This window comes from Actinomadura sp. CNU-125, from assembly GCF_001942465.1.
Taxonomy (GTDB): Bacteria; Actinomycetota; Actinomycetes; order Streptosporangiales; family Streptosporangiaceae; genus Spirillospora.
Map to the genome: position 1 here is coordinate 23,406 of NZ_MKJY01000421.1, position 24,964 is coordinate 48,369.

At 73.7% G+C, this 24,964-nt stretch carries 20 protein-coding genes and 4 pseudogenes; 12 read left to right on the forward strand and 12 right to left on the reverse strand.

Features of this window, described 5'->3' with window-relative positions; genetic code table 11:
- Nucleotides 1–4 precede the first annotated feature (4 nt).
- From BJF79_RS35730 to BJF79_RS35760, 8 genes and pseudogenes are all read right to left on the reverse strand, one after another.
- Nucleotides 5–322, reverse strand: coding sequence for a non-heme iron oxygenase ferredoxin subunit (locus BJF79_RS35730; protein ID WP_075904056.1), 318 nt, complete (start codon nt 320–322; stop codon nt 5–7).
- Nucleotides 319–1,456, reverse strand: a pseudogene (gene sufD, locus BJF79_RS35735) (Fe-S cluster assembly protein SufD). The gene BJF79_RS35730 and the pseudogene sufD overlap by 4 nt, the downstream one beginning before the upstream one ends.
- On the reverse strand, nt 1,456–2,868 hold the full coding sequence (gene sufB / locus BJF79_RS35740) for a Fe-S cluster assembly protein SufB (RefSeq protein ID WP_075904058.1): 1,413 nt from the start codon (nt 2,866–2,868) through the stop codon (nt 1,456–1,458). Before sufB ends, sufD begins: the two are co-directional and overlap by 1 nt.
- Nucleotides 2,865–3,664 (reverse strand): annotated as a pseudogene (locus BJF79_RS35745) (helix-turn-helix transcriptional regulator). Before BJF79_RS35745 ends, sufB begins: the two are co-directional and overlap by 4 nt.
- Nucleotides 3,665–3,763: 99 nt before the next feature.
- Nucleotides 3,764–4,297, reverse strand: a complete 534-nt coding sequence (locus BJF79_RS63270; RefSeq protein ID WP_262403060.1) for a universal stress protein — start codon at nt 4,295–4,297, stop codon at nt 3,764–3,766.
- A 64-nt stretch (nt 4,298–4,361) separates the two neighbouring features.
- The gene (locus BJF79_RS63275; RefSeq protein WP_262403061.1) at nt 4,362–4,658 is read right to left on the reverse strand and encodes a hypothetical protein; all 297 of its coding nucleotides are present in this window, start codon (nt 4,656–4,658) and stop codon (nt 4,362–4,364) included.
- Nucleotides 4,655–6,115 (reverse strand): amino acid permease, encoded by a 1,461-nt coding sequence (locus tag BJF79_RS35755; RefSeq protein ID WP_075904061.1) that lies wholly within the window; start codon nt 6,113–6,115, stop codon nt 4,655–4,657. The genes BJF79_RS63275 and BJF79_RS35755 overlap by 4 nt, the downstream gene beginning before the upstream one ends.
- Entirely contained in the window at nt 6,112–7,047 is a 936-nt protein-coding gene (locus BJF79_RS35760) for a carbamate kinase (RefSeq protein WP_075904080.1), read from the reverse strand. The genes BJF79_RS35755 and BJF79_RS35760 overlap by 4 nt, the downstream gene beginning before the upstream one ends.
- 161 nt (nt 7,048–7,208) lie before the next feature.
- Between BJF79_RS35760 and BJF79_RS35765 the strand changes: the two genes are divergently transcribed.
- The 5 genes and pseudogenes from BJF79_RS35765 to polX all read left to right on the forward strand — a co-directional run bounded on the left by BJF79_RS35765 (nt 7,209) and on the right by polX (nt 12,592).
- Entirely contained in the window at nt 7,209–8,135 is a 927-nt protein-coding gene (locus BJF79_RS35765; protein ID WP_075904083.1) for an ABC transporter ATP-binding protein, read from the forward strand.
- Nucleotides 8,132–8,947 carry an ABC transporter permease gene (locus BJF79_RS35770; protein ID WP_083734498.1) on the forward strand — a complete coding sequence of 272 codons (816 nt, stop codon included), beginning with the start codon at nt 8,132–8,134 and terminating at the stop codon, nt 8,945–8,947. The genes BJF79_RS35765 and BJF79_RS35770 overlap by 4 nt, the downstream gene beginning before the upstream one ends.
- 3 nt (nt 8,948–8,950) lie before the next feature.
- Nucleotides 8,951–9,885, forward strand: a pseudogene (locus BJF79_RS35775) (EamA family transporter).
- 115 nt (nt 9,886–10,000) lie between these two features.
- Complete coding sequence (gene prcB, locus BJF79_RS35780) at nt 10,001–10,813, forward strand: proteasome subunit beta (protein WP_075904085.1); 813 nt, start codon at nt 10,001–10,003, stop codon at nt 10,811–10,813.
- Nucleotides 10,814–10,873: 60 nt separating this feature from the next.
- Complete coding sequence (gene polX, locus BJF79_RS35785; RefSeq protein WP_075904063.1) at nt 10,874–12,592, forward strand: DNA polymerase/3'-5' exonuclease PolX; 1,719 nt, start codon at nt 10,874–10,876, stop codon at nt 12,590–12,592.
- A 119-nt stretch (nt 12,593–12,711) separates the two neighbouring features.
- Here the strand turns inward: polX and BJF79_RS63280 are convergent, their stop codons facing one another.
- The 4 genes and pseudogenes from BJF79_RS63280 to BJF79_RS35800 form a co-directional block, all read right to left on the reverse strand.
- Nucleotides 12,712–13,113, reverse strand: coding sequence for a COX15/CtaA family protein (locus BJF79_RS63280; protein ID WP_262403064.1), 402 nt, complete (start codon nt 13,111–13,113; stop codon nt 12,712–12,714).
- A gap of 146 nt (nt 13,114–13,259) precedes the next feature.
- A pseudogene (locus tag BJF79_RS63285) lies at nt 13,260–13,718 on the reverse strand (COX15/CtaA family protein); the annotation flags it as partial.
- 53 nt (nt 13,719–13,771) lie between these two features.
- Nucleotides 13,772–14,986 (reverse strand): PrsW family intramembrane metalloprotease, encoded by a 1,215-nt coding sequence (locus BJF79_RS35795; protein WP_075904065.1) that lies wholly within the window; start codon nt 14,984–14,986, stop codon nt 13,772–13,774.
- A 72-nt stretch (nt 14,987–15,058) separates the two neighbouring features.
- A complete protein-coding gene (locus BJF79_RS35800; protein WP_075904087.1) occupies nt 15,059–15,994 on the reverse strand; it encodes a heme o synthase in 936 nt (311 codons plus the stop codon).
- Between the two features lie 723 nt (nt 15,995–16,717).
- Here BJF79_RS35800 and tkt point away from each other — a divergent pair.
- The 7 genes from tkt to BJF79_RS35830 all read left to right on the forward strand — a co-directional run bounded on the left by tkt (nt 16,718) and on the right by BJF79_RS35830 (nt 24,938).
- Complete coding sequence (gene tkt / locus BJF79_RS35805) at nt 16,718–18,844, forward strand: transketolase (RefSeq protein ID WP_075904067.1); 2,127 nt, start codon at nt 16,718–16,720, stop codon at nt 18,842–18,844.
- A gap of 46 nt (nt 18,845–18,890) precedes the next feature.
- Entirely contained in the window at nt 18,891–20,006 is a 1,116-nt protein-coding gene (tal, locus tag BJF79_RS35810) for a transaldolase (RefSeq protein ID WP_075904069.1), read from the forward strand.
- Nucleotides 20,003–20,338: a hypothetical protein gene (locus BJF79_RS66000; protein WP_316043507.1), complete on the forward strand. Its 336-nt coding sequence runs from the start codon at nt 20,003–20,005 to the stop codon at nt 20,336–20,338. The genes tal and BJF79_RS66000 overlap by 4 nt, the downstream gene beginning before the upstream one ends.
- Before the next feature lie 339 nt (nt 20,339–20,677).
- A complete protein-coding gene (locus BJF79_RS66005; RefSeq protein ID WP_316043508.1) occupies nt 20,678–21,676 on the forward strand; it encodes a hypothetical protein in 999 nt (332 codons plus the stop codon).
- A gap of 143 nt (nt 21,677–21,819) precedes the next feature.
- Nucleotides 21,820–23,556: a phosphoheptose isomerase gene (locus BJF79_RS35820; RefSeq protein ID WP_262403062.1), complete on the forward strand. Its 1,737-nt coding sequence runs from the start codon at nt 21,820–21,822 to the stop codon at nt 23,554–23,556.
- Nucleotides 23,513–24,328: a hypothetical protein gene (locus BJF79_RS35825; RefSeq protein ID WP_075904070.1), complete on the forward strand. Its 816-nt coding sequence runs from the start codon at nt 23,513–23,515 to the stop codon at nt 24,326–24,328. The genes BJF79_RS35820 and BJF79_RS35825 overlap by 44 nt, the downstream gene beginning before the upstream one ends.
- Before the next feature lie 169 nt (nt 24,329–24,497).
- Nucleotides 24,498–24,938: a hypothetical protein gene (locus BJF79_RS35830; protein WP_075904072.1), complete on the forward strand. Its 441-nt coding sequence runs from the start codon at nt 24,498–24,500 to the stop codon at nt 24,936–24,938.
- Nucleotides 24,939–24,964: the final 26 nt, after the last annotated feature.

The window sequence follows — 24,964 nt, forward strand, 5'->3', positions numbered from 1 at the left end:
TTCCTTAGTCTTCGGAGCCGAGCGAGACGTAGACGTCGCCGTCCTCGACCTTGACCTTGTAGGTGGCGACCGGCTGCGTCGCCGGCGGGTTGGTGGGCTTGCCCGTGCGCAGGTCGAAGCAGGACCCGTGCAGCCAGCACTCGATGGTGCCGTTGTAGATCTCGCCCTCGGAGAGGGAGACCTCGGCGTGCGAGCAGATGTCGTTGACGGCGAACACCTCGTCGCCGCTGCGCGCGATCGCGACGGGCGTGTCGTCGACCTCGACGCCCAGCGCCCCGTCCGCCGGGACGTCGTTCAGCGCGCACACCTTCACGTACGTCATCGGTCTCCCGCTCCCTGGTCGAGCTCCTCCTCGATGGCCTGCCGGACCTTGTCGCGCACCTCTCGACCTCGATGCGGTCGACGAGCTGGCCGAGGAAGCCGCGGACGACCATGCGCCGGGCCTCGTCGAAGGTGATGCCGCGCGCCTGCAGGTAGAACAGGTGCTCGTCGTCGAGGCGTCCGGACGCCGAGGCGTGCCCCGCGCCGGCGACCTCGCCGGTGAGGATCTCCAGGTTCGGCACCGAGTCGACGCGCGTGCCGTCGGTGAGGACGAGGTTGCGGTTCAGCTCGTAGGTGTCGGTGCCCTCGGCCTCGGCGCGGATGATGACGTCGCCGATCCAGACGGCGTGGGCGTCCGCGTCCTGCAGGGCGCCGCGGTAGTCGACGCGGCTGCGGCAGTGCGGGACGGTGTGGTCGACCAGGAGCCGGTGCTCCAGGTGCTGGCCGCCGTCGACGAAGTACACCCCGTACAGCTCGGCGTCGCCGCCGGGCGCCTCGTACGCGACGGACGGCGAGATCCGCACCAGGTCGCCGCCCAGCGAGATGTTGTGCGAGACGAACCGGGCGTCGCGGCCGAGCCGGGCGTGCTGGTGCGAGACGTGCACGCTGCCGTCGTCCCAGTCCTGCAGGCTGATCACCGAGAGGCGGGCGCCGTCGCCGACGACGAACTCGACGTTGTCGGCGTAGGTCGCCGAGCCGCGGTGCGCGAGCACGACGGTGGCCTCGGCGAACGGCTCCAGGATCACGGTGGTGTGCCCGTAGGAGGCGGCCGAGGCGTCCTCGCCGCGCACCCGCAGGACGGTCGGCGCCGAGGCCACCGCCTCCTTCGGGACGGTGACGACCGTGGCCTGCGTGAACGAGTTCCACGCCTGCGCCGAGACCCGGTCGGCCGGGACGTACGCCTTGCCGATGCGGGCGTCGTCGCGGCGACCGTCTCGACGGTCGCCTCGGGCGCCGCCTCGACGTCGACGATGACCTTGCCGCCGTCCTGGGCGGTGCCGTTGTGCAGGCCGTGCAGGCGGCGCAGCGGGGTGAACCGCCACTCCTCCTCGCGGCCGGTGGGCACCTCGAAGTCGCCCAGGTCGTACGACGCCTTCTCGTGCAGCGTCGAGAGAGGCTTAACGTCCAGCCCCATCAGCCGACGGCTCCTTCCATCTGAAGTTCGATGAGCCGGTTCAGCTCGAGTGCGTATTCCATCGGCAGCTCGCGCGCGATGGGCTCGACGAACCCGCGCACGATCATCGCCATGGCCTCGTCCTCGTTGAGGCCTCGGCTCATCAGGTAGAACAGCTGGTCCTCCGACACCTTGGAGACGGTGGCCTCGTGGCCCATCTCCACGTCGTCCTCGCGGACGTCGACGTAGGGGTAGGTGTCGGACCGGCTGATCTGGTCGACCAGCAGCGCGTCGCACTTGACGGTGGACTTGCTGTGCTCGGCGCCTTCCTGGATCTGCACCAGGCCCCGGTAGGAGGTGCGGCCGCCGCCGCGCGCCACCGACTTGGAGATGATGTTGCTGGAGGTGTTCGGCGCGGCGTGCACCATCTTGGCGCCCGCGTCCTGGTGCTGGTCCTCGCCCGCGAACGCGATCGACAGGGTCTCGCCCTTGGCGTGCTCGCCGAGCAGGTACACCGCCGGGTACTTCATGGTGACCTTGGAGCCGATGTTGCCGTCGACCCACTCCATGGTGGCGCCCTCGTAGGCGACGGCGCGCTTGGTCACCAGGTTGTAGACGTTGTTCGACCAGTTCTGGATGGTCGTGTAGCGGACGCGCGCGTCCTTCTTCACGACGATCTCGACGACGGCCGAGTGCAGGGAGTCCGACTTGTAGATCGGGGCGGTACAGCCCTCGACGTAGTGGACGTAGGAGCCCTCGTCCGCGATGATCAGCGTCCGCTCGAACTGGCCCATGTTCTCGGTGTTGATCCGGAAGTACGCCTGGAGCGGGATCTCGACGTGGACGCCCGGCGGCACGTAGATGAACGAGCCGCCCGACCACACGGCGGTGTTGAGCGCGGCGAACTTGTTGTCGCCGACCGGGATCACGGAGCCGAAGTACTCCTGGAAGATCTCCGGGTGCTCGCGCAGGCCGGTGTCGGTGTCGACGAAGATGACGCCCTTCTCCTCAAGGTCCTCGCGGATCTTGTGGTAGACGACCTCCGACTCGTACTGGGCGGCGACGCCGGCGATGAGGCGCTGCTTCTCCGCCTCGGGGATGCCGAGCTTGTCGTAGGTGTTCTTGATGTCCTCCGGGAGCTCCTCCCAGGAGGCCGCCTGCTGCTCGGTGGAGCGCACGAAGTACTTGATGTTGTCGAAATCGATGGCCGACAGGTCCGAGCCCCAGCTCGGCATGGGCTTCTTGTCGAACAGCCGCAGCCCCTTGAGGCGCAGGTCGAGCATCCAGTCCGGCTCGCTCTTCTTGCCCGAGATGTCGCGGACGACGTCCTCGTTCAGGCCGCGGCGGGCCGAGGCTCCGGCTGCGTCGGAGTCGGCCCAGCCGAACTTGTACCTGTCGAGCCCTTCCAGTTCAGGGTGGGCTGCCGTAGTCATAGGGGCGTCCTCCCGGACTCCTCGTCACTGGTCAGTGTGCTCGCGGGGGTCTCACCCGCGTCCCCCGGCCCGTCCGTCCCGTCCCCGCAAAGCGAGCGGGGGCTGACGTGGGTCGTGCAGATGCCGTCGCCGTGGGCGATGGTGGCCAGCCGCTGGACGGGGGTGCCCAGGAGCCGGCTGAACGCCTCCGTCTCGGCCTCGCACAGCTGCGGGAACTCCGCCGCCACGTGCGCGACCGGGCAGTGGTGCTGGCACAGCTGCTCGCCGCCGCCGGGCTGGGGGGCCTTCGCGGCGGCCGCCGCGTAGCCGTCGCCCGACAGCGCCTCGGCGAGCGTGCGGACCCGCTGGTGGGGCGGGGCCTCCTGCACGACGGGCCGGTAGCGCCGTTCGAGGTCGGCGACCTGCCGCCGGGCGAACTCGGCGACCGCGTGGGCGCCCGCCGTCTCGGCGAGGAACCGCAGCGCGCTCGTCGCCAGGTCGTCGTAGGCGTGCACGAACGCGCTCCGCCCCGCCTCGGTGATCGCGAACCACTTCGCGGGACGGCCGCGGCCGCGCCGCGTCTGCGGCCTGGCCCGGCGGATCTCGATCATGCCCTCGGCCAGCAGCGCGTCCAGGTGCCGGCGGACGGCGGCCGGCGTGAGGCCGACCCGCTCGCCGAGCGCGGACGCGGTGACCGGGCCTGTTCGAGGATCAGCCGGGCCACCCGGGCGCGGGTGTCGCGCTCGGTCCCGGCCGCGGACGGCACGCCGGAAGGCCGCGTCACCGCGGCTTCCGCGTTCGCCTGACCCTCGCTCACGTTTTTCACAACATCAGTGTGCCGTAATTCCTTCCCCCGAAACACCGCTTTGCCGATGTCGTGGCTCACGCAGGTAAGCCTTACCTAAAACCTGCGTGTTCACCGGCGGGCGGCGCCGCGCGGGAGCATCAGCACCGGACGGGGCGCGGAGCGCACGATCTTGCCGGAGCTCTCGCCGAGGAAAACCTTGCGCAGCGGGCCGTGATGTCCGGATTGGCAGGTCAGGACCTCGCCCGGCAGCATATCCACGGCCGCGAGCGCCTTGCCCACGCTCGCCCCCGCGACCGCCTCCGTGGTCACGGGGACGCAGTCCACGAGCCCGGCCGCACGGGCGAGATCGTCCTCGGCCCGTCCCCGCTGCCGTTCCAGCACCTCCCCGGAGTCGCGGAACCGCGCGGCGACACCCGGCGGCCGCAGCACCAGCGTGAGCAGCCGCATCGGGACGTCCAGTGCCGCGGCCCACCCGGCGGCGGCGTCGAGCGGGCCGTCGGCGTCCCGCCGCCGCCAGTACGCGGCGGTGAGCCGCTCCAGCCGTCCGGGCGCCAGCGCCCCGTATCCGCGCGGCGCCAGCAGGACCGGCACCGGCGAACCGTGCAGGAGCTGGTCGGCGGTGCTGCCGACGGCGATGCGCACGCGCCCGCCGCGGCGCCGAGGCCGATCACGACGAGGCCCGCGCCGGTCTCCTCGGCGACCTCGATCAGCCCCCGGCCGCTCCCCCGGTGCGCGTGCACGCGCGGCTCGGCCGCCCCCTCCGGGACGCCGAGTCCGGTGAGCCGCCGGACGGCCGCGGAGGCGATCTCGTCCGCGCGTCCGCGCAGGTAGGGGCGAGCCATTCGGCGTCCACCGACCCGGGGCCGCGGGCGGGCCACGGCGGCGGGTGGACGTTCGCGGCGGTCACCGCCGCGCCGGTGGCCCGCGCGACCAGCGCCGCGAGGACGAGCGCGTCGTCGCCCCGCTCGTCCGGGGAGCAGCCGACCAGCACCCGGTGCGTCACGCGCCCGCCCTCCCCAGCCGCGAACGGCGGCGCCCGTAGCCGAAGTAGGCGACGAGCCCGGCGAGCCCCCACAGCAGGAACACCAGCCACGTGATCCCGCCGAGCCCGACCATCAGGTACACGCAGAGCGCCACCCCGATGAGCGGCGTGACCGGGTACAGCGGCACCCGGAAGCCGCGCGGCAGGTCCGGGCGGGTCCGCCGCAGCACGATCACCCCGACGCCGACGAGCGCGAACGCGAACAGCGTCCCGATGCTCGTGGCGTCCACCAGCCGCCCCAGCGGAACGAACCCGGCGAGCAGCCCGATGAACACCGCCACGATGACCGTGTTGGCGACCGGCACCGAGCGCTTGGGGCTCACCCGCTGGAACACGGGCGGGACGAGCCCGTCGCGCGACATCGCGAACAGGATGCGCGTCTGCCCGTACATGACCGTCAGGACGACGCTCGCGATCGCGATCACCGCGCCGATCGACAGGACGGCCGAGGGCCACGCGGCGCCCGTGGCCGCGTCGAGCACGTTCGCCAGCGACGCCTCGGAGTCCTCCCCGCCGAACCGCGTCCAGGGCATCGCGCCGACGGCGGCGAGCCCGACCAGCACGTAGACGACGGTGACGATCGCCAACGACAGCATGATCGCGAGCGGCAGGTCGCGGCGCGGGTTCTTGGCCTCCTCGCCGGCGGTGGACGCCGCGTCGAAGCCGATGTAGGAGAAGAACACCTTCGACGCCGCCGCGCTGATCCCGGCCCAGCCCATCGGCGCGAACCCGCTCATGTTCTCCGACCGGAACGCGGTGAAGGCCACCGCGCAGAAGAACAGCAGCACCCCGATCTTGAGGAACACCATGACCGTGTTGGCGGCCGCGGTCTCGGACGCGCCGCGCAGCAGCAGGAACGCCGCCAGCGCCACCACGACGATCGCCGGGACGTTGACGATCCCGCCGCCGCCCGGCGGGTCCGCCAGCTCGGCCGGGATCGTGAACCCGAGCGTGGTGTCGAAGAACGCGCTCAGGTAGGCGCCCCAGCCCACCGCGACCGCCGACACCGACACCCCGTACTCCAGCAGCAGGCACCACCCGCACACCCACGCCACCAGCTCGCCCAGCGTCGCGTACGCGTACGAGTAGGACGAGCCCGAGACCGGGATCGTCCCGGCCAGCTCGGCGTACGACAGCGCCGAGAACAGCGCGGTGACGGCGGCGAGGACGAACGACGCCACCACCGCGGGACCCGCGAGCGGCACCGCCGACCCGAGCACGACGAAGATGCCGGTGCCGAGGGTCGCGCCCACGCTGAACAGGGTGAGCTGCAGCAGCCCCATCGTCCGCCGCAGCTCCCCGCCCGCGCCGCGCCCGCCCTCGGCGACGATCCGGTCGACGGGCTTGGTCCGCAGCAGGCTCCGCGCGAAGCCGCCCGCGTCGGGCGGGGCCCCGCCGCCTGCCGGGCGGGCCGTCAAAGCGTGCTCTCCAGCGGCCACGTGGCGTTCGGCGTGACGATCGTCCCGGCGGTGCCTTCGAGGATCTCCGCGCACTCGTCGAGCAGCCCGATCGCCGCCATGTCGCCCGTCCGCTCCACGAACCGGGCGGCCGCCTCCGCCTTCGGGCCCATCGACCCGGCGGGGAACTCCTCCGCGCGCAGCTCGTGGGGAGTCGTGTGGACGATCTCCTCCTGTTCGGGCGTGCCGTAGTTGCGGAGGACGCGCGGGACGTCGGTGAGGATCAGCAGCGCGTCCGCGTCGAGGCTCTCGGCCAGCACCGACGCGGTCAGGTCCTTGTCGATCACCGCCTCCAGGCCCTCCAGCCGTCCCACGTCGTTGCGGAACACCGGGATGCCGCCGCCGCCCGCGCACACCACGACGGTCCCGAGCCGCACCAGCTCGCGGATCAGCCGGGTCTCGATGACCCGCTGCGGATGGGGCGACGGGACGACCCGCCGCCAGTGCTCCCCGTCCCGCCCGATCGTCCAGCCGTAGTCGGCGGCGAGCTTGTCCGCCTCGTCCCGCTCGTACACCTGCCCGACGAACTTGGTCGGGTTCTCGAACGCCGGATCGACGGCCGACACGAGCGTCTGGGTGATCATCGCCATGACCTGCCGGCCCGGCAGCGCGTTCTGCAGCGCCTGCAGGATCCAGTAGCCGATCATCCCCTGCGTCTCGGCGCCGACGGTGTCGAGCGGGTACGGGCGGGTCAGGTTCGGGTCGTTGACGCTCTCCAGCGACAGCACGCCCACCTGCGGCCCGTTCCCGTGCGTGACGATCAGCTCGTGCCGCCGCGCGAGCGGGGCCAGCGCCCGTACCGCCCGGCTCACGTTGGCGCGCTGCGGCCCGTCGTCGGGCGACTCGCCGCGGCCGACGAGGCCGTTGCCGCCCAGCGCGACGACCACCCGCATGATCACCACCCCCCGATCGCGCGATTCCCCCGGCGCCCGCACCGAAACGCGCCCGTCCGGCACGCCCTCCTGACCCGCGCGCCCGACCCGCCCGCTCGACCGGCGGCCTTTACCCGCATCCGGGCGCGGACCTGTCCGGGGCCGGTCCTAAACTCGTGGGCATGACACCCCCGGGAGACGGCGCCGTCGAGCTGGACTCGCTCGTGAAGCGCTACGGAGCGGCGACGGCCGTGGACGGGCTGTCGCTGCGCGCCGCCCGGGGCGAGGTCACCGCGCTGCTCGGCCCCAACGGCGCGGGCAAGACCACCACGATCGAGATCTGCGAGGGGTTCCGCAGGGCCGACGCGGGAACGGTCCGCGTCCTCGGCCTGGACCCCGCCGCCGACGCCCGCGCGCTGAAGCCGCGGGTGGGGGTGATGCCGCAGTCCGGGGGCGTGCCGGGCACCGCCCGCGCCGCCGAGTTCCTGCGGCTCGTCGCGTCCTTCCACGCCTCGCCGCTCGACCCGGCCGCCCTGCTGGCGCGGCTGGGCCTCACCGAGCACGCCCGCACCCCGTTCCGGCGGATGTCGGGCGGCCAGCAGCAGCGGCTCTCCCTCGCGGTCGCGGTCGTCGGCCGTCCCGAGCTGGTCTTCCTGGACGAGCCCACCACCGGCCTCGACCCGCAGGCGCGGCACGCGACCTGGGAGCTGATCGGGGAGCTGCGCGCCGCCGGGGCGTCGATCGTGCTGACCACGCACAACATGGACGAGGCCGAGACCCTCGCCGACCACGTCGTGATCGTCGACCACGGCCGGATCGTCGCCGAGGGCACCCCCGAGTCGCTGACCGGCGCCGAACGGCAGCTGCGGTTCCGGGCCCGGCCCGGCCTCGGCCTGGAGGAGCTGCTGTCGGCGCTGCCCGCCGGGTGCGCGGCCAAGGAGTCGCCCGCCGGGCACTACCTGATCGAGGCGGACGTGCGGCCCGAGCTGCTCGCGACCGTCACCGCCTGGTGCGCCTCGCACGGGGTCATGACCGAGGACCTGCGGATCGAGCGCCGCACGCTGGAGGACGTCTTCCTCGAACTGACCGGACGGGAGCTGCGCGCATGACGGTCGGAGAAGCCGGGGCGGACGCGTCCGCCGGAGCGGACGCGTCCGTCCCGCTGGACCTCGCGCCGGCGCCGGGCGCGGTCCCGCTGCCGCGGATGGTCCTGGCGCAGACCGGCTACGAGCTGCGCGCGATGCTGCGCAACGGCGAGCAGCTGCTCCTCACGATGATCATTCCGGTGGTGCTGCTCGTCCTGTTCGGCGCCACGTCGCTGCTGGACCTCGGCCCGGGATCCCGGGTCGACTTCCTCACCCCGGGCGTCCTGGCGCTCGCGGTGATGTCGACGGCGTTCACCGGGCAGGCGATCGGCACCGGCTTCGAGCGCCGGTACGGGGTGCTGAAGCGGCTCGGCGCGACGCCGCTGCCGCGCGCCGGGCTGATCGCCGCCAAGACCCTCTCCGTCCTCGCCGTCGAGGTGATCCAGGCCGCGCTGATCTGCGCCGTCGCGTTCGGGCTCGGCTGGGAACCGCACGGCGACCCGGTCTCGGTGCTCGCGCTGCTGCTGCTCGGCACCGCCGCGTTCAGCGGGTTCGGCCTGCTCATGGCCGGGACGCTGCGCGCCGAGGCCACGCTCGCGGCGGCGAACCTCGTCTACGTCCTGCTGCTGGCCGTCGGCGGGATCGTGTTCCCGCTCGACGAGTTCCCCGAGTCGGTGCGCAACGCGCTGGAGCTGCTGCCGATCTCGGCGCTGGCCGAGGGGCTGCGGGACGTCCTGCGGGACGGCGCCGCGTTCCCCGGCGGGCCGCTGCTCGTCCTCGCGGTGTGGGCGGTCGCCGGGCTCGCCCTCGCCGCCCGGTTCTTCAAGTGGGAGTGATGGATGGCACTGGCTGAGGCGCCCGGCACGTTCGGCGGCGCGTCCCGGGCGGCCCGCCGGTCCCGGCTGCTGTCCCTCGGGTCCGTCCCCCCGCCCGCGCTGATCCTGCTCGGCATCATCTCCGTGCAGGTCGGGGCCGGGCTCGCCAAGAACCTGTTCGACCGGCTGCCGCCGAGCGCCGTCGTGTCGCTGCGGCTGCTGACCTCGCGATCGTCCTGGCGTTCCTGGCCCGCAAGGCGCTGCGGACCGTCCTGCGGGACCACACCCGGCAGGACCTCGCGGTCGCCGCCGGGTTCGGGCTGGCGCTCGCCGGGATGAACTTCTCGATCTACCAGTCGTTCGCCCGCATCCCGCTGGGCGTCGCGGTCACCATCGAGTTCCTCGGCCCGCTGAGCGTCGCGCTGCTGGCGTCCCGGCGGCCCCGGGACGTGCTGTGGGCGCTGCTGGCGGGCGCGGGCGTGGTCATGCTGGCCCGCGGCGGCGGCGACCTCGACCCGGTCGGCATCGCGTTCGCGCTGGTCGCCGCCGTGTGCTGGGCCGCCTACATCCTGCTGACGGCCGCGACCGGCAAGCGGTTCGCCGGCTCGTCCGGGCTGGCCGTCGCGAGCGTCGTCGGCACCGCCGCCGTCCTGCCGGTCGGCATCGCCGAGGGCGGCGCCGAGATGCTCGACCCGCGGCTGCTGCTGATCGGCCTCGGCGTCGGGCTGCTGTCGTCGGTGATCCCGTACTCGCTCGAACTGGAGGCGCTGCGGCGCATGCCCGCGCGGGTCTTCGGCATCCTGATGAGCCTGGAACCCGCCGCCGCCGCGCTCGTCGGCGTGGCGCTGCTCGGCGAGATCCTCAGCGGACGGCAGTGGACCGCCATCGTCTTCGTGGTGGTGGCGAGCGTCGGCGCCACCCGGAGCCAGAAGGACCCGCCCGAGGCGCCGGAGTCCTAGCCCCGGACGGCGGTGCGGTGGCGACCGCGCGCCCGGGCGTGGAAGGATCGGGACGGGACCACCTGCAATCGACCGGATTGGAGTCCGCGTGATCGGCCGGAACGAGGACCAGGGGATGCCGCCGGAGTACTTCGAGGCGGGGTCGGCGTCGTTCGTGGACTTCCTGCGCCTCCACTCCCCCGACCTGCTGCCCGTCAACCGGGTGCCCGGCGCCGGGACCGTCCCGGACCTGCCGCACGGCACGACCGTCCTGGCGCTGACCTTCGCGGGCGGCGTGATGATGGCCGGGGACCGCCGCGCCACCCAGGGCAACCGCATCGCCTACCGCGAACTCGACAAGGTCCAGCGGGCCGACGAGTACTCGGTGGTCGCGTTCGCGGGCACCGTGGGGCTCGCGCTGGAGATGGTCCGGCTGTTCCAGGTCGAACTGGAGCACTACGAGAAGATGGAGAGCGCCCCGCTGTCGCTGCCGGGCAAGGCCCGCCGCCTCGGCGCCGTCATCCAGGCGAACCTCGCGCAGGCCCTGCAGGGCCTCGCCGTCGTCCCGCTGTTCGCCGGGTACGAGGAGCGCACCGGCACCGGGCGGATCTACACCTACGACATCACCGGCGCGCCGCAGGAGGCCCGCGACTACCACGCCGACGGCTCCGGTTCCCCGTACGCGCTGGGGTCGCTGAAGAAGCTGTACCGTCCCGGCCTGTCCGAGCGGGACGCCGCGACCGTCTGCGTGCAGGCCCTCTACGACGCCGCCGACGACGACACCGCGACCGGCGGCCCGGACCGGACGCGCCGCGTCTACCCGACGATCGCGGTCGTCACCGACGACGGCTACCGGGCGCTCGGCGAGGACGAGCTGTCGGCGATCGTCGACGAGGTCGTGACCGGCCGCATGGAGAACCCGGACGGCCCGGTCGCGCCGCTGCGCTGACCCCGCGGCCGACCCGCGCGATCTCCGGAAACGTCGTACCCGCCTCGTAACATCGGACCTATGGCACGGGCGAACGACGAGGCTGCGGCCCTCATCCAGGAACTGGCTGATCTGCTGTCCATCACGGGCGGCGACGCCTTCAAGATCAGGGCGTACGAGAAGTCGGCGCGGGCGATCGCCGGGCATCCCGACGACGTCTCCGACCTCGACCTCGCCGGGCTCCGCAAGATCCCCACCGTGGGCGAGGCGATCGCCAAGAAGGTCCTCGACTACACCACCACCGGAACGATCCGGCAGGTGGAGGAGCTGCGGGCGCAGATCCCCGCGGGCGTCCGGGCCCTCACCGCGATCCCGACCCTCGGCCCGAAGAAGGCCCTCGCCGTCTACGAGGAGCTGGGCGTGTCGTCGGTGGAGGAGCTCGAGACCGCGATCGGCGCGGGCAAGCTGCGCGGGCTCAAGGGCTTCGGCGCCAAGACGGAAGAGAACATCCTGCGCGGCATCGAGCTGATGCGCGGCTCCGGGGAGCGCGTGCTCGTCGACGCCGCGGCGGGGATCGCCGACGAGGTCGTCGCGGCCCTGTCGGCGCTGCCGCAGGTCGAACGGTGCGAGCACGCCGGATCGCTGCGCCGGATGCGCGAGACGATCGGCGACGTGGACGTCCTGGTCGCCTCCACCGACCCGCACCCGATCATGGCGGCGTTCACCGCGCTGCCGCTCGTCCACGAGGTGATCGCGAGCGGCGACAAGAAGACCTCGATCCGCACCGCCAAGGGCCTGCAGGTCGACCTGCGGGTCGTCCCGCCCGAGTCGTGGGGCGCGGCCCTGCAGTACTTCACCGGTTCGCAGGCGCACAACATCCGCACCCGGGAGATCGCCGTCAAGGCGGGGTTGAAGCTGTCGGAGTACGGCCTGTTCGACGCCGAGTCCGGGGCGCTGATCGTCTCCGAGACCGAGGACGAGGTGTACGAGCGGCTCGGGCTGCCGTGGGTGCATCCCGCGCTGCGCGAGGACACCGGCGAGATCGAGGCCGCCCTCGCGGGCGAACTCCCCCGCCTCGTCACCGTCCGCGACCTGCGCGGCGACCTGCACAGCCACACCGACCTCACCGACGGCATCGCCCCGCTGGAGGACATGGTCGCCGCCGCCGCGGACCGCGGCCTGGAGTACTACGCGATCACCGACCACGCGCCGAACCTGTTCATGCAGCGGATGACCGACGAGAAGATGCTCGCCCAGCGCGAGCAGGTCCGCGCGCTGCAGGCCTCCTTCCCGGACCTGGCGCTCCTGCACGGCACCGAGCTGAACATCGACCCCGACGGGAACGTCGACTGGGACGCCGATTTCCTCGCGGGTTTCGACGTCTGCGTCGCGTCGATCCACTCGCACTTCACGCAGGACCAGGAGACGATGACGCGCCGTCTCGTCCGCGCCTGCGAGAACCCCCACGTGCACGTCATCGGGCACCCGACCGCCCGCAGCATCGGCCGCCGCCCGCAGGTCGACGCCGACTGGGACGAGGTGTTCCGCGCGGCCGCCCGCACCGGCACCGCCATGGAGATCGACTCGTTCCCCGACCGGCTCGACCTGCCCGCCGACCTGATCCGCCGCGCCAAGCGCCTCGGCGTCCGCTTCTCCGTCGACACCGACGCCCACTCCGTCGGCCACCACCGCAACATCCGCTACGGCGTCGGCACCGCCCAGCGCGGCTGGCTCACCCCCGACGACGTGATCAACACCTGGCCCCTGGACCGCCTCCGCGAGTTCCTCCGCAAGGCTTGACCGTCCGCTCCCCCGCCCGCAGCCGTTCCGACGGCACCGCTACCGGCGAACGGACGCCCGCGGCGGGGGACGCCCGGCGGCGTTCGGGGCCGCCGGGGGACGCGCGGGCGGGTCGGGGGTCAGGCGGGCTGCGTGGTCGGGACGGCCGGTTCGGCGGGGCCGGGCGCGGGGGCGTCCGCGGCGAGCGGGCCGCGGTCGCGGAGGGCGAAGAACAGCCGGAAGGCGGCGATCCACAGCAGGACCGCGCCGAGCATGTGCAGGACGACCAGGACGGCGGGGACGCCGAGGAAGTACTGGACGTAGCCGAGCGCGCCCTGGGCCACGACGAGGGCGAGGAGTTCGTGGACGCGGCGGCGCGCGGCGCGCGGCGAGTCCGTCCGGTGCAGGACGACGGCCATGACCACGACGAGCGCGCAGGTGACCCACGCGGTGAGGCTGTGGACGCGCGTGACGTCGGTGATCTCGAAGCCCCAGCGGCGCGACGAGGCGTCCCCGGCGTGCGGGCCGGTGCCCGTGACCACGGTGCCCGCGACGAGGACGACGGCGGCGGACGAGCGCCGCGCCGATGGGCGCGGACGACGGGCGCGACGAGCGGGCGCGGCGGCGCGTCCCCCTCCCCCGCGCGGATCCACAGCGCCACGCAGAAGACGAGCAGCGCCGGGGAGACGAGGAAGTGCAGGGCGACGGCGGCGGGGTGCAGGTCGGTCAGGACCACGATGCCGCCGATGACCGCCTGCGCGACGACGCTCATCGGCTGGGCGAGCGCCCACCGGACGAGGTCCTTGCGGCGCGGGACGAGGCGCAGCGCGGCGACGAACACCAGCATGCCGACGCCCAGCACCACGAAGGTGATCATGCGGTTGCCGAACTCGATCGCCATGTTGATCAGCTCGTGCTCGGGGTGCGGCGTGGGCACGAGGCTGTCGCCGGTGCACTTGGGCCATTCGGGGCAGCCCAGCCCGGACTCGGTGACGCGGACGGCGCCGCCGCTGGCGACGATCAGCACGTTTCCGATGACGCCGAGCAGCGCGAGCAGCCGGAACGAACCCGCCGTCGGGCGCCACACGGCGTCCCTCGCACGGATCAGCGGGTTTGAAGTCGACTCTGGCTCTGCCACGCCGACCATGCTATGGCCGCCTCCGCGCACCCGCGACACAACCCCCCGTCAGGGGATCGGGGTCACCGTTTCCGCAGGTCGGGCGGGAGGAAGCCGGACGGGCCGCCCGGTGCCCACGGCGGGCCGCCGGGCGGGTTCGCCCGCGGCACCGGCGGGGTGCGCAGGAACGCGTGCCGGGCCAGCGACATCAGGTTGAGCAGGGAGTCGCGGCGGGTCGCGAACCAGTGCGGGTCGGCGACGCCCCGGTCGGCGCGCTTGTGCAGCAGCGCCAGTTCCGTCGCGGCGAGCTGGTAGTCGACCATGGCGCGGCCCGCGGCCGGGCCGCCGACCGCGCGGGCCCAGCGGCGGGCGGCGCGGCGCGCCGGGATCGAGCGCAGCATCCGGACGTCCGCCGGGGTGACCAGGCCGGTCGCGGCGTACAGCGGCAGGTACGTCTCGATGCGCCGGACGGTGCTGCGGCGTTCGACGGCGACGATGACGATCAGCACGCAGAGGATGCAGGCGTCCAGCAGGTAGACGACGCCGAGGCCGGCGAGGCCCGTCGAGGCGGCGCCGTTCCACAGGCCGTGCAGGACCATCGCGCCCAGCAGTCCGGCGGCGGGCGCGAGGAACTGGCCGCGGCGGTGGGTGGCGGCGTAGGCGACGCCGAGGCCGGTCATCGCGGTGAACAGCGGGTGGCTGAGCGGCGCGACGAGGCCGCGCAGGATGAACACCGCCTGCAGCTGCTGCGCGCCGCCGTCCTCGAACGCCCGCATGTAGTAGGTGATGTTCTCCATCATGGCGAAGCCGAGGCCGACCATCGCGGCGTAGATCAGCCCGTCGGCGAACCCGTCGATCTCGTTGCGGCGCAGCCACAGCATGCCGAACAGGACGGCGCCCTTGAGCGTCTCCTCGATGACGGGCGCCCCGAACGTGGCGCTGACGAAGTGCCCGTCGACCTCGCCGAAGATCGGGACGGTGACGTACAGCAGGCCGGCCGTGTTGAGGACCAGCGCGCCCAGGACCGCGACGCCCGCGCCCCACATGAACGCGAAGACGAGCGCGCGCGGCGGCTCGGGTTCGAGCCGGTCGAGGGCGAGGGCGAGCGCGATCAGCGGCGGGATGGGCAGCACCGCCAGCAGCAGCCCGACCCAGAAGCCGCCCTCGCCGGACAGGACGTCCACGCCCAGGGCGGCGACCGCGCACAGCCCGGACACCGTGAGCCCGGCGATCAGGCCGACCGGGGGCCGCCCCGGAATCCGCCCTTCGAGCACCGCTTTCGGGTCCACACGCGCCATGACGCGAGGGTAACCGGCGTCCGGTCACGAACCTAGGACGGGCCGATCACGGCGCGTGTTCGATCCGGTCCGTCAGTGCAGCAGCGGGTCGACGGAGACCGCGACGAACAGCAGGGCCAGGTAGACGTTCGACAGGTGGAAGAACCGCATGGGCCGCAGGTGCACGCCCGTGACCCCGTTGCGGACGGCGTTCAGCAGCCGGTGGCCCTCGGCGAGGAACACCAGGCCGAGCACGACCGCGACCGCCCCGTACACGGGGGTCATCCCGCCGAGCGGCCACAGCAGCAGCGAGCACGCCACGGTCGCGTACGTGTAGACGAGGCTCTCCACGATGACGCGCCGCTCGCCCTTGACGACCGGCAGCATCGGGACGTTGGCGACGGCGTAGTCCTCGCGGTAGCGCATCGCGAGCGTCCAGGTGTGCGGCGGCGTCCAGAAGAACACGACGGCGAACAGGACGAACGGCGTCCAGGTGATCTCTTCGGTGACGGCCGTCCAGCCGATGAGGACGGGCATGCAGCCGGCGATGCCGCCCCACACGACGTTCTGCGAGGTGCGCCGCTTGAGCAGCAGCGAGTACACGAAGACGTAGAACAGGATCGCGAACAGCGACCCGGCGGCGGCCCGCGGGTTCACGGCGAGCGCGAACCCGGCCGTGGACAGCACCGCGAGGGTGATCCCGAACACCAGGGCGCGGGCGGGGGTGACCTGGGCGCGGGCCAGCGGACGGCGCCGGGTGCGGCGCATCTTGGCGTCGATGTCCCGGTCGATGTAGCAGTTGATCGCGTTGGCGGCCCCGGCGGACATGGTGCCGAAGGCCAGCGTCAGCAGCACGGTGCCGAGCGGCGGCACGCCCCCGGCAGCCACGAACATCACCGGGATCGTGGTGATCAAGAGCAGCTCGATCACGCGCGGCTTGGTGAGCGCGACGTAGGCGCGCACGCTCTCGCCGATCGACCGGCGCGCGACCGGTTCGGCCATCGTCGGCTCGGGGGGAGCGACCGGCATGTGCTCGTCGAGCTCCACCCCGCGCTTGTTACTGAGCACCGTCACAATCGGGTCCACGTCCAACTAGGCATGAGTAGTCGCGTACCAACTCGGCGGTGCCCCCGTTTTCGGGCCGGCCTCGGCTGGGTGCGACTTCGGCTTGGCGAATACGGCGGCCGCTCGTTGTCAACCGCGTAATCACTGTAGTCCGCCGCCTCCGGAGGTCGCGCACCGGGTCGCCTGACGCACCGTGACCGGCGTGTCGGCGCCCGTCCGCACGCCTGTCCGCACGTCCGCCCGGGGTCCGCCGGAGCGCCCCGTCCGGGCCCGTGCCCCGGCCCGGATCCCCCGCCGGATCACCCGGTCGGGGGGGTTAGCGGAGGGCCGATCGGGCAAGGGTGCAGGGAGCGGCTCGGCCCCCGCCGGAGCGTACGCGCGACCGCACGACGAGCCGCCGAGCGGGCCGCACGACGACGACGTACCGGCAGGACGCGCATGGCAGAACGTGCATGACGACGTGCATGAGAGGGACGCGCGGCACGAGGACGGGACGTGCTCGCTGTCACGCGTGGGCCGACCGCCCGCGCGATAGGCTCGAATCGGGCACGACGTGATCTTCGGCCGGGGGTCCCGCCCATGGCGCACCGCTCCATCGCGAGGGGGGCGCGGCGTTTCGCCGCACGTCGATGCGCCGCAGCGCGTGATCATGTAAACAGAGCGGTTTCGAGAGGAGCCTGGCGTTCCGTGACTAGGGACAACAGCACGTTTGAATGGTCTGACCTGGACCGGCGGGCGGTGGACGTGGTCCGCGCCCTGGCCATGGACGCGGTCGAGGAGGCGGGTTCGGGCCATCCCGGTACCGCCATGAGCCTGGCTCCGGCCGCCTACCTGCTCTTCCAGCGGTTCCTCAAGCACGACCCGACCGACCCCGACTGGGCGGGCCGGGACCGGTTCGTCCTGTCCTGCGGGCACTCCAGCCTGACCCTTTACATCCAGCTGTACCTTTCGGGTTACCCGCTGACGCTGGACGACCTGAAGGCGCTGCGCAAGTGGGGCAGCCTGACTCCGGGACACCCGGAGCACGGGCACACCGCCGGGGTGGAGACGACGACCGGGCCGCTGGGCCAGGGCATCGCGAACGCGGTCGGCATGGCGATGGCGGCGCGCCGCGAGCGCGGGCTGTTCGACCCGGACGCGCCGCAGGGCGAGTCCCCCTTCGACCACACCGTCTGGGCGTTCTGCTCGGACGGCGACATCGAGGAGGGCATCAGCCACGAGGCGAGCGCCCTGGCGGCCCACCAGCGGCTCGGCAACCTGGTCCTGCTGTGGGACGACAACCACATCTCGATCGAGGACGACACCGCGATCGCGCTGTCGGAGGACGTCCGGGCCCGTTACGAGGCGTACGGCTGGGACGTCCACACGGTCGACTGGACGGAGAACGGCGACTACGAGGAGAACGTCGGGAAGCTCGCCGCGGCGTTCGCCGCGGCGCAGGCCGAGACGTCGCGCCCGTCGTTCGTCGCGCTGCGCACGATCATCGGCTGGCCGGCGCCGAACAAGAAGAACACCGGCAAGGCGCACGGCTCGGCGCTGGGCGCCGAGGAGGTCGCGGCGACCAAGAAGCTGCTGGGGCTGGACCCGGCGGAGAACTTCCAGGCGCCCGAGGACGTCCTGGAGCACGCCCGCGGCGTGTCCGACCGCGGCCGGGAGGCGCACGCGCGGTGGAACGAGAAGTTCCAGGCGTGGCGGACGGCGAACGCCGAGCGGGCCGCCGAGTTCGACCGGATCTCCGCGCGGGCGCTGCCGCCCGGCTGGGAGCAGGCGCTGCCGTCGTTCCCCGCGGGCAAGGAGATCGCGACCCGCGCCGCGTCCGGCGAGGTGCTGGCGGCGCTGGCGCCGGTGCTGCCGGAGCTGTGGGGCGGTTCGGCCGACCTGGCCGAGAGCAACAACACGACGATGAAGGGCGAGCCGTCCTTCATCCCCGAGGAGTTCCAGACCAAGGAGTTCCCGGGCGGCCCGTACGGGCGGACGCTGCATTTCGGGGTGCGCGAGCACGCGATGGCCGCGATCTGCAACGGGATCGCGCTGCACGGCGGCACCCGTCCGTACGGCGGCACGTTCCTGGTGTTCAGCGACTACATGCGCCCGGCGGTGCGGCTGGCGGCGCTGATGAAGCTGCCGGTGACGTTCGTGTGGACGCACGACTCGATCGGCCTCGGCGAGGACGGCCCGACGCACCAGCCCGTCGAGCACCTGTGGGCGCTGCGGGCGATCCCGGGCCTGGACGTCGTCCGCCCGGCGGACGCCGCGGAGACGGCCGTCGCGTGGCGCACGATCCTGGAGCACAACGACCGTCCGGCTGGGCTGGCGCTGACCCGGCAGAAGCTGGCGACGCTGGACCGCGGCGGGGAGCTGGCCACCGCCGACTGCACCGCCAAGGGCGGGTACGTGCTGGCGGACGCGACCGACGGACGGCCCGACGTGATCATCATCGCGACCGGCAGCGAGGTGCCGCTGGCGCTGGAGGCGCGCGAGGCGCTGCAGGCCAAGGGCACCCCGACCCGGGTCGTGTCGATGCCGTGCGTGGAGTGGTTCGAGGCGCAGACCGACGCCTACAAGCAGCAGGTGCTGCCGCCGGGGGTGAAGGCCCGCGTGTCGGTGGAGGCCGGGATCGCGATGGGCTGGCGCGCGTACGTCGGCGACGCGGGCGAGTCGGTGAGCCTGGAGCACTTCGGCGCGTCCGCGGACTACAAGACGCTGTTCCGCCAGTTCGGCATCACCGCCGACCGGGTCGTGGCGGCCGCGGAGGCCAGCCTGATCAAGGCGAACGTCAAGCACGCGGGGCGCGGCGAGACCACCGGAAACTGACCCCCCGGGCCTCGCGGAACTCGATGACGAGGGAGAAAGCGAAGCGATGAGTGAGATTCTGAAGCAGCTCTCCGACGAGGGCGTGTCGATCTGGCTCGACGACATCAGCCGGGAGCGGCTGCGCACCGGGAACCTCGAAGACCTGGTGAAGGAGAGCCACGTCGTCGGCGTCACCTCCAACCCGACGATCTTCGCCAAGGCGCTGAGCAAGGGCACGGCGTACGACGCGCAGGTCCGTGACCTGGCCGTGCGCGGCGTGGACGTCGAGGAGGCGTCCCGCGCGATCACCACCTTCGACATCCGGTGGGGTTGCGACGTGCTGCGTCCGGTGTACGACCGGACGGCGGGCCTGGACGGCCGCGTGTCGATCGAGGTCGACCCGCGGCTGGCGCGCGACACCGAGCGGACGGTGGCCGAGGCGCGGGCGCTGTGGTGGATGGTGGACCGGCCGAACCTGTTCATCAAGATCCCGGCGACCGAGGAGGGGCTGCCCGCGATCACCGCGGCGCTGGCCGAGGGCATCAGCGTGAACGTGACGCTGATCTTCTCGCTGGAGCGCTACGGCAAGGTGATCGACGCGTTCTTCGCGGGCCTGGAGCAGGCGCGCGAGAACGGCCGCGACCTGACGAAGATCGCGTCGGTGGCGTCGTTCTTCGTCAGCCGGGTCGACACCGAGATCGACAAGCGGCTCGACAAGATCGGCTCGGACGCGGCGAAGGCGCTGCGCTCGAAGGCGGGCCTGGCCAACGCGCGGCTCGCGTACGCGCTGTACGAGGAGAAGTTCGGCACCGAGCGGTGGACGTCGCTGAAGAACGCGGGGGCGCGTCCCCAGCGTCCGCTCTGGGCGTCGACCGGGGTGAAGGACCCGAACCTCAGCGACACGCTGTACGTGGACGAGCTGGTGGCGCCCGGCACCGTGAACACGATGCCGGAGGCCACGCTGGTGGCCGAGGCCGACCACGGCCAGGTGCGCGGTGACACGGTCCGCGGCACCTACGACGACGCCCGCGCGCACATGGCGGCGCTGAAGGACGCCGGCGTGGACTACGACGACGTCGTGCGGGTGCTGGAGGACGAGGGCGTCGAGAAGTTCGCGGCGTCGTGGCAGGAGCTGCTCGGCTCGATCACCGGCGAGCTGGAGAGCAAGAGGGCCGGCGCGTGACGTCGGTGGTGACCGCCGGGGGGATCTCGGTCACCATCCGCGGCACCGTCGTCGACGAGGGCGAGACGGTCCTGGACCGTCTCGTCTCCGACGGCGTGCCCGGGGCCCTCGTGTCCCGCAACCGGCAGCTTTGGGGCCCGGACGCGGCCCCCCTGGCGGCCCGCCGGCTCGGCTGGCTCGGGCCGCCCGGCGACGCGCGTTCCCTGCCGGCCCGGCTGTCCGGGCCGGCGGGGGCCGCCCGCGACGCCGGTCTCGACCGGGTGGTGCTGATCGCGTCCGGCGGGCCCGCCCTGGCCGCCGGGGCGATCGCGGCGGCGCGGGGGCGGACCTGACCGTCGTCGACTCGACCGATCCGCACGAGGTGACGGGCGCGCTCGCGGGCGGCCCGCACCGCACGCTCGTCGTGGTGGTGTCCGAAGACGAGAACGGCGCCGACGGGGGCACCGGGACGGACTCGGTGCGGCGCGTGTTCGAGCGGGCGTTCCGCGACGCGGGCCTGACCGGCGACGATCTCGCGCGCCGTTTCGTCGTGGTGGCTCCGGCCGGGTCGGCGGCGGAGCGCGCCGCGCGGGAGGCGGGGCACCGCGTCGTCGAGTCGGAACCGGACGTCGACGGACGGTTCGGCGCCCTCGACGCGCGCGCGCTGACGCGCGGCGCTGGCGGGCGTCGACGTGGAACCGCTGCTGGAGCAGGCGGCCGCGCTGGCGGCGACGCTCCGGCAGCCCTACGACAATCCGGCGCTGACGCTCGGCGCCGCGCTGGGCTCGTCCGCGCTCGCCGGGCGCGACAAGCTCGTGATCGCCGACCACGGGTCGGGGCTCGCGGGGTTCGGGGCCTGGGCCGAGCAGCTGGTGGCGGGGGCGCTCGGCAAGGACGGCCGGGGCCTGCTGCCGGTCGTGGTGGAGGACGTCAGGGCGCCCGGCTTCGAACTGGCCCCCGACATGCGGCGGGTGATCTTGGGCCGCCGCCCGGACGAGCCCGGTCCCGGCCGCGAGGCAGGGATCAGCGTCGCGGGACCGCTCGGCGCCCAGTTCCTGCTGTGGGAGTACGCGACGGCCGTCGCGGCCCGGGTGCTCGGCGTCGATCCGTTCGGCGAGCCGGACGTGCGCGAGTCCGCGGCGAGCACCGCGGCGCTGCTGCGGTCGGAGGAGGGCACGGCGCCGACGGTGGTGCGCCGCCCGCCCGCGCTGGTCGAGGGCTCAGTGGAGGTGCACGCCCCGGAAGGCGCGCTGAAGGGCGCGGCGACGCTCGCGGGGGCGCTGGAGGCCGTGCTGGAGGCGGTCCCGGACGGCGGCTACCTCGCCGTGCTCGCCTATCTGGACCGGCGGGGCGACGCGGAGGCGGCCGGGTTGCGGGCGCTGCTGGCGGCGCGCGCGGCGAAGGTCCGCAGGCGTCCGGTCCCGGTGACGTTCGGCTGGGGGCCGGGGCATCTGCACACGACCGGCCAGTACCACAAGGGCGGCCCGCAGAACGGGACGTTCTTGCAGGTCACGGGCGCGGTAACGGCCGACCTTCCGGTGCCCGGACGGCCCTACAGCCTCGGCGAGCTGCAGCTCGCGCAGGCGTTCGGGGATCTGCGGGTGCTGCGGTCGGTGGGCCGTCCGGCGGTCCGGCTGCATCTGCGGGACCGGCCCGAGGGCCTCGCGCGGCTCGCCGACGCCCTGGCGTGATCCACCCGACCTGACGCGGATCGCCCTGAGGCGCGCTACTCTGTCCCGCGCCGCCCTGATCGTCACGGCACAACGGAAGATCAACGGAGATGGTCGCAAATGACCGTTCTCTCCTGAAACGATGGGGACAGGCAGGAGGGAACGTGTCCGGATTCGACGTACTGACGCGCGGTGACGTGCTCGATTCCGCGCTGCAGGCGCGGGATTACCTGGTGAGCTGCGGGGTGCCCGGCGCGCTGGCCGCCAAGGACCCCGACCTGTGGGGGCGGCGCGCGGTCGACCACAGCCGGCTGGGCTGGCTCGATCTGCCGTTCGCGTCCCGCGGGCTGCTGACCCAGGTGGACGGGCTGGTCGCCGAGGCGCGCTACTCGGGCCTCGACCACATCGTGCTGATCGGCGTCGGGGCCGAGAGCCTCGCCGCGCAGGCGATCATGGAGGCGCACGAGTCGGCCCGCGCCGCGACCGGCCGCGCGGGCGCGCCGGACCGTCCGGCCGGGGAGCTGACCGTGCTGGACGGCAGCGACACCGCCGCGCTGGCGTTCGCGCTGGAGCGGCTGGAGCGGACGCTCGTGGTGCTGGCCAGCAAGGCGGGCGTGTCCCTGGAGGGCGACGCCTACCGGCGGATCTTCGCGGGCGCGTTCCGCGACCTGGGGCTGTCGGAGCGGGAGATCGCGGGCCGGTTCCTGGTGATCACCGACCACGGCAGCCCGCTGCACGACTTCTCCCGGCAGCACGGCTACCGGATCGGGCTGACCGACCCGTACCTGCCCGGGCACTTCGGCGCGCTGTCGGCGTACGGGCTGGTCCCGGCGGTGCTGGCGGGCGCCGACGCGAACGCGCTGCTGGAGGACGCGGCGTCGCTGGTGCCGTCGCTGTCCAAGGAGGAGGACAACCCGGGCCTGCTGCTCGGCGCGGTGCTGGGCGGCTGCGCGCAGCAGGGCCCGGCCGGGATCGCGCGCGACAAGGTCGTGCTGCGGGAGCCGGGCGGGCCCGGGGCGCTGAGCGCGTGGGTGTCGCAACTGCTCGCGGTCGGCACCGGGCGGCGGGGCCGCGGCGTGGTGGCGTTCGAGCCGTCCGGCTGCCGCGGTTCGTTCCCCGACGTGCACGGCATCGCGCTGAACCCGCCGTCGGCGGCGCACGACGACTCCGACACCGCGGTGCTGGCGCCGGTCGGCGCGCAGTTCCTGCTGTGGGAGTACGCGACGGCCGTCGCCGGGTGGCTGCTCGGGGTGAACCCGTTCGAGACCGGCGCGACGGCCGTGCAGGAGGCCGAGGACGACGCGGCGACGCTGCTGCGCTCGGCGGCGGGCGGCCCGCTGACGCCGGAGCGCCCGGCCTACACCGAGGACGACATCGAGGTGTACGCCGACTTCCCGTGGCCCGCGCACGCGGACCTGCGGACCGTCCTCGGCGGGCTGGTCGGCTCGGTGCCCGCCGACGGCTACCTGGCCGTGATGACGTACCTGTCGGGCGACTTCTCCGGCCGGTACCTGGCGCCGTCGCTGGCGCGCGCGTCCGGACGTCCGGTGGCGTACGGCCCGGGCCCCGCCTACCCGCACGCGACGGCCCCGGTCCACAAGGAGGGGCCGGGCAACGGCGCGTTCCTGATCATCACCGGGGACCCGAGCGGGCGACGCGCTCGCCGCGCATCCCGTCCCCGGCCGCCCCTACAGCCTGGCGCAGCTGCGCTGGCGCGCGCGCTGGCGAGCTGCGGGCGCTGCGGGCGCGCAGGCTGCCGGTCATCCGGCTGCACCTGCGCAACCCGGTGGAGGGCTCCGGGAAGCTCACCGAGGCGGTGCGCGACGTCGCGTCGATGGTCTCGGCAGGGCGGGGGCAGTGAGTTCGGGGATCGCGAACCACAGTTCCGTCGTCGCCGGTGACACCGTCGTCACGGCGCGCAAGCCGCTCAAGGACGCCGCGGAGCGGGTGCTGGGGCGGCTGTGGATCGACCAGATCCCGGTCCGGCTGGCGTCGGAGGATCCGATGCTGTGGCCGTCGGCGGCGACGGCCGAGGTCGAGGGGCGGCGGCTGTGCTGGCCGGGACAGCCGGGGCCGGGACGCGCGATGCTGGAGCAGGTCGCCGAGCTGCGGCGGCGCCTGTTCGAGGATCCGGCGGAGCCGGGGCCGCCGGAGCGGATCGTCCTGGTCGGGCAGTGCGCCGCCGTGCGCGCCGCCGAGACGATCGTCGCGCTCGCCGCCCAGGAGACCGGGCACGGCACGGGACACGACACCGGACACGGCAGCGGGCGGGACGCCGCGGACGCGCGGGCCGTCCTGCCGCTGACGGTGCTGGACGGCCCGGAGCCGGGCCCGCTCACCCGCCTCGCCGCCGACCCGGCGGGCCTCGCCGCGGCGGCGGTCGTGGTCGCCGGGGACGATCCGGGCACCGACACGCTCCGCCGCGTCCTGCTGGACATGATGCGGGACGCGGGGGTGCCGCCGGGCGACCTCGCCCGCCGGTTCGTCACCGTCGCGGCCGCGGACTCGACCGCCGCCAAGGCGGCGATGGAGGCGGGGCACGCGCTCGTCGAGGCCCCGGCGCAGACGGCGTTCGGCGCGCTGTCGCCGTACGCGCTGGTCCCGGCGGCGCTCGCGGGCGCGGAGACGCGGCCGCGCTGCTGGACGCGGCGGCCGCGGCGCTGCCCGCGCTGACCCGCCCGGAGGACAACCCGGGCCTGGTGCTCGGCGCGATCATCGGCTGGGGCGATGCGGGCGCCGCGGCACGCTCGTCGTCGCGGCTATCCCGCCGCGCTGCCGGGCCTGGCCGGGTGGGCGGCGCGGCTGCTGGACGAGGCGGACCGGCGGCCGGCTCACCACGGTCGTGCAGGGCGGCGGCCTGCCGCTGGCGCCCGACCCGGACCTGTTCCTGGTGACGCTGGACGGCCGCCCCCACCAGGACGACGCCACGGTGACGGGCCCGCTCGCCGCGCAGCTCGTCGTGTGGGAGTACGCCGCCGCCGTGGCCGCGCACCTGCTGGGCGGCGACCCGCTCGTCCCGCCGCCGCGGCAGGCGCCGCTGACGCTGGACGACGGGACGGGCGACCCCGTGTTCGCCGACGGCGTTCAGGGCCGGGCCGTCGAGGTGCACACGACCGTGCCCGGGCTCGCCGGGGCGACCGGCCTGGAGGAGCTGCTGGGCGGCCTCGCGGGGCTCGTCGGCCCGCACGGGCATCTGGCGGTCGTCGCCTACCTGGACCCGGACGAGACGCACGGCCAGGGCGCGCAGGTGCGGCGGCTGGCGGCGCTGCTGGCCGCGCGCTGACGACCGTCCGGTGACGGTCGCGTGGG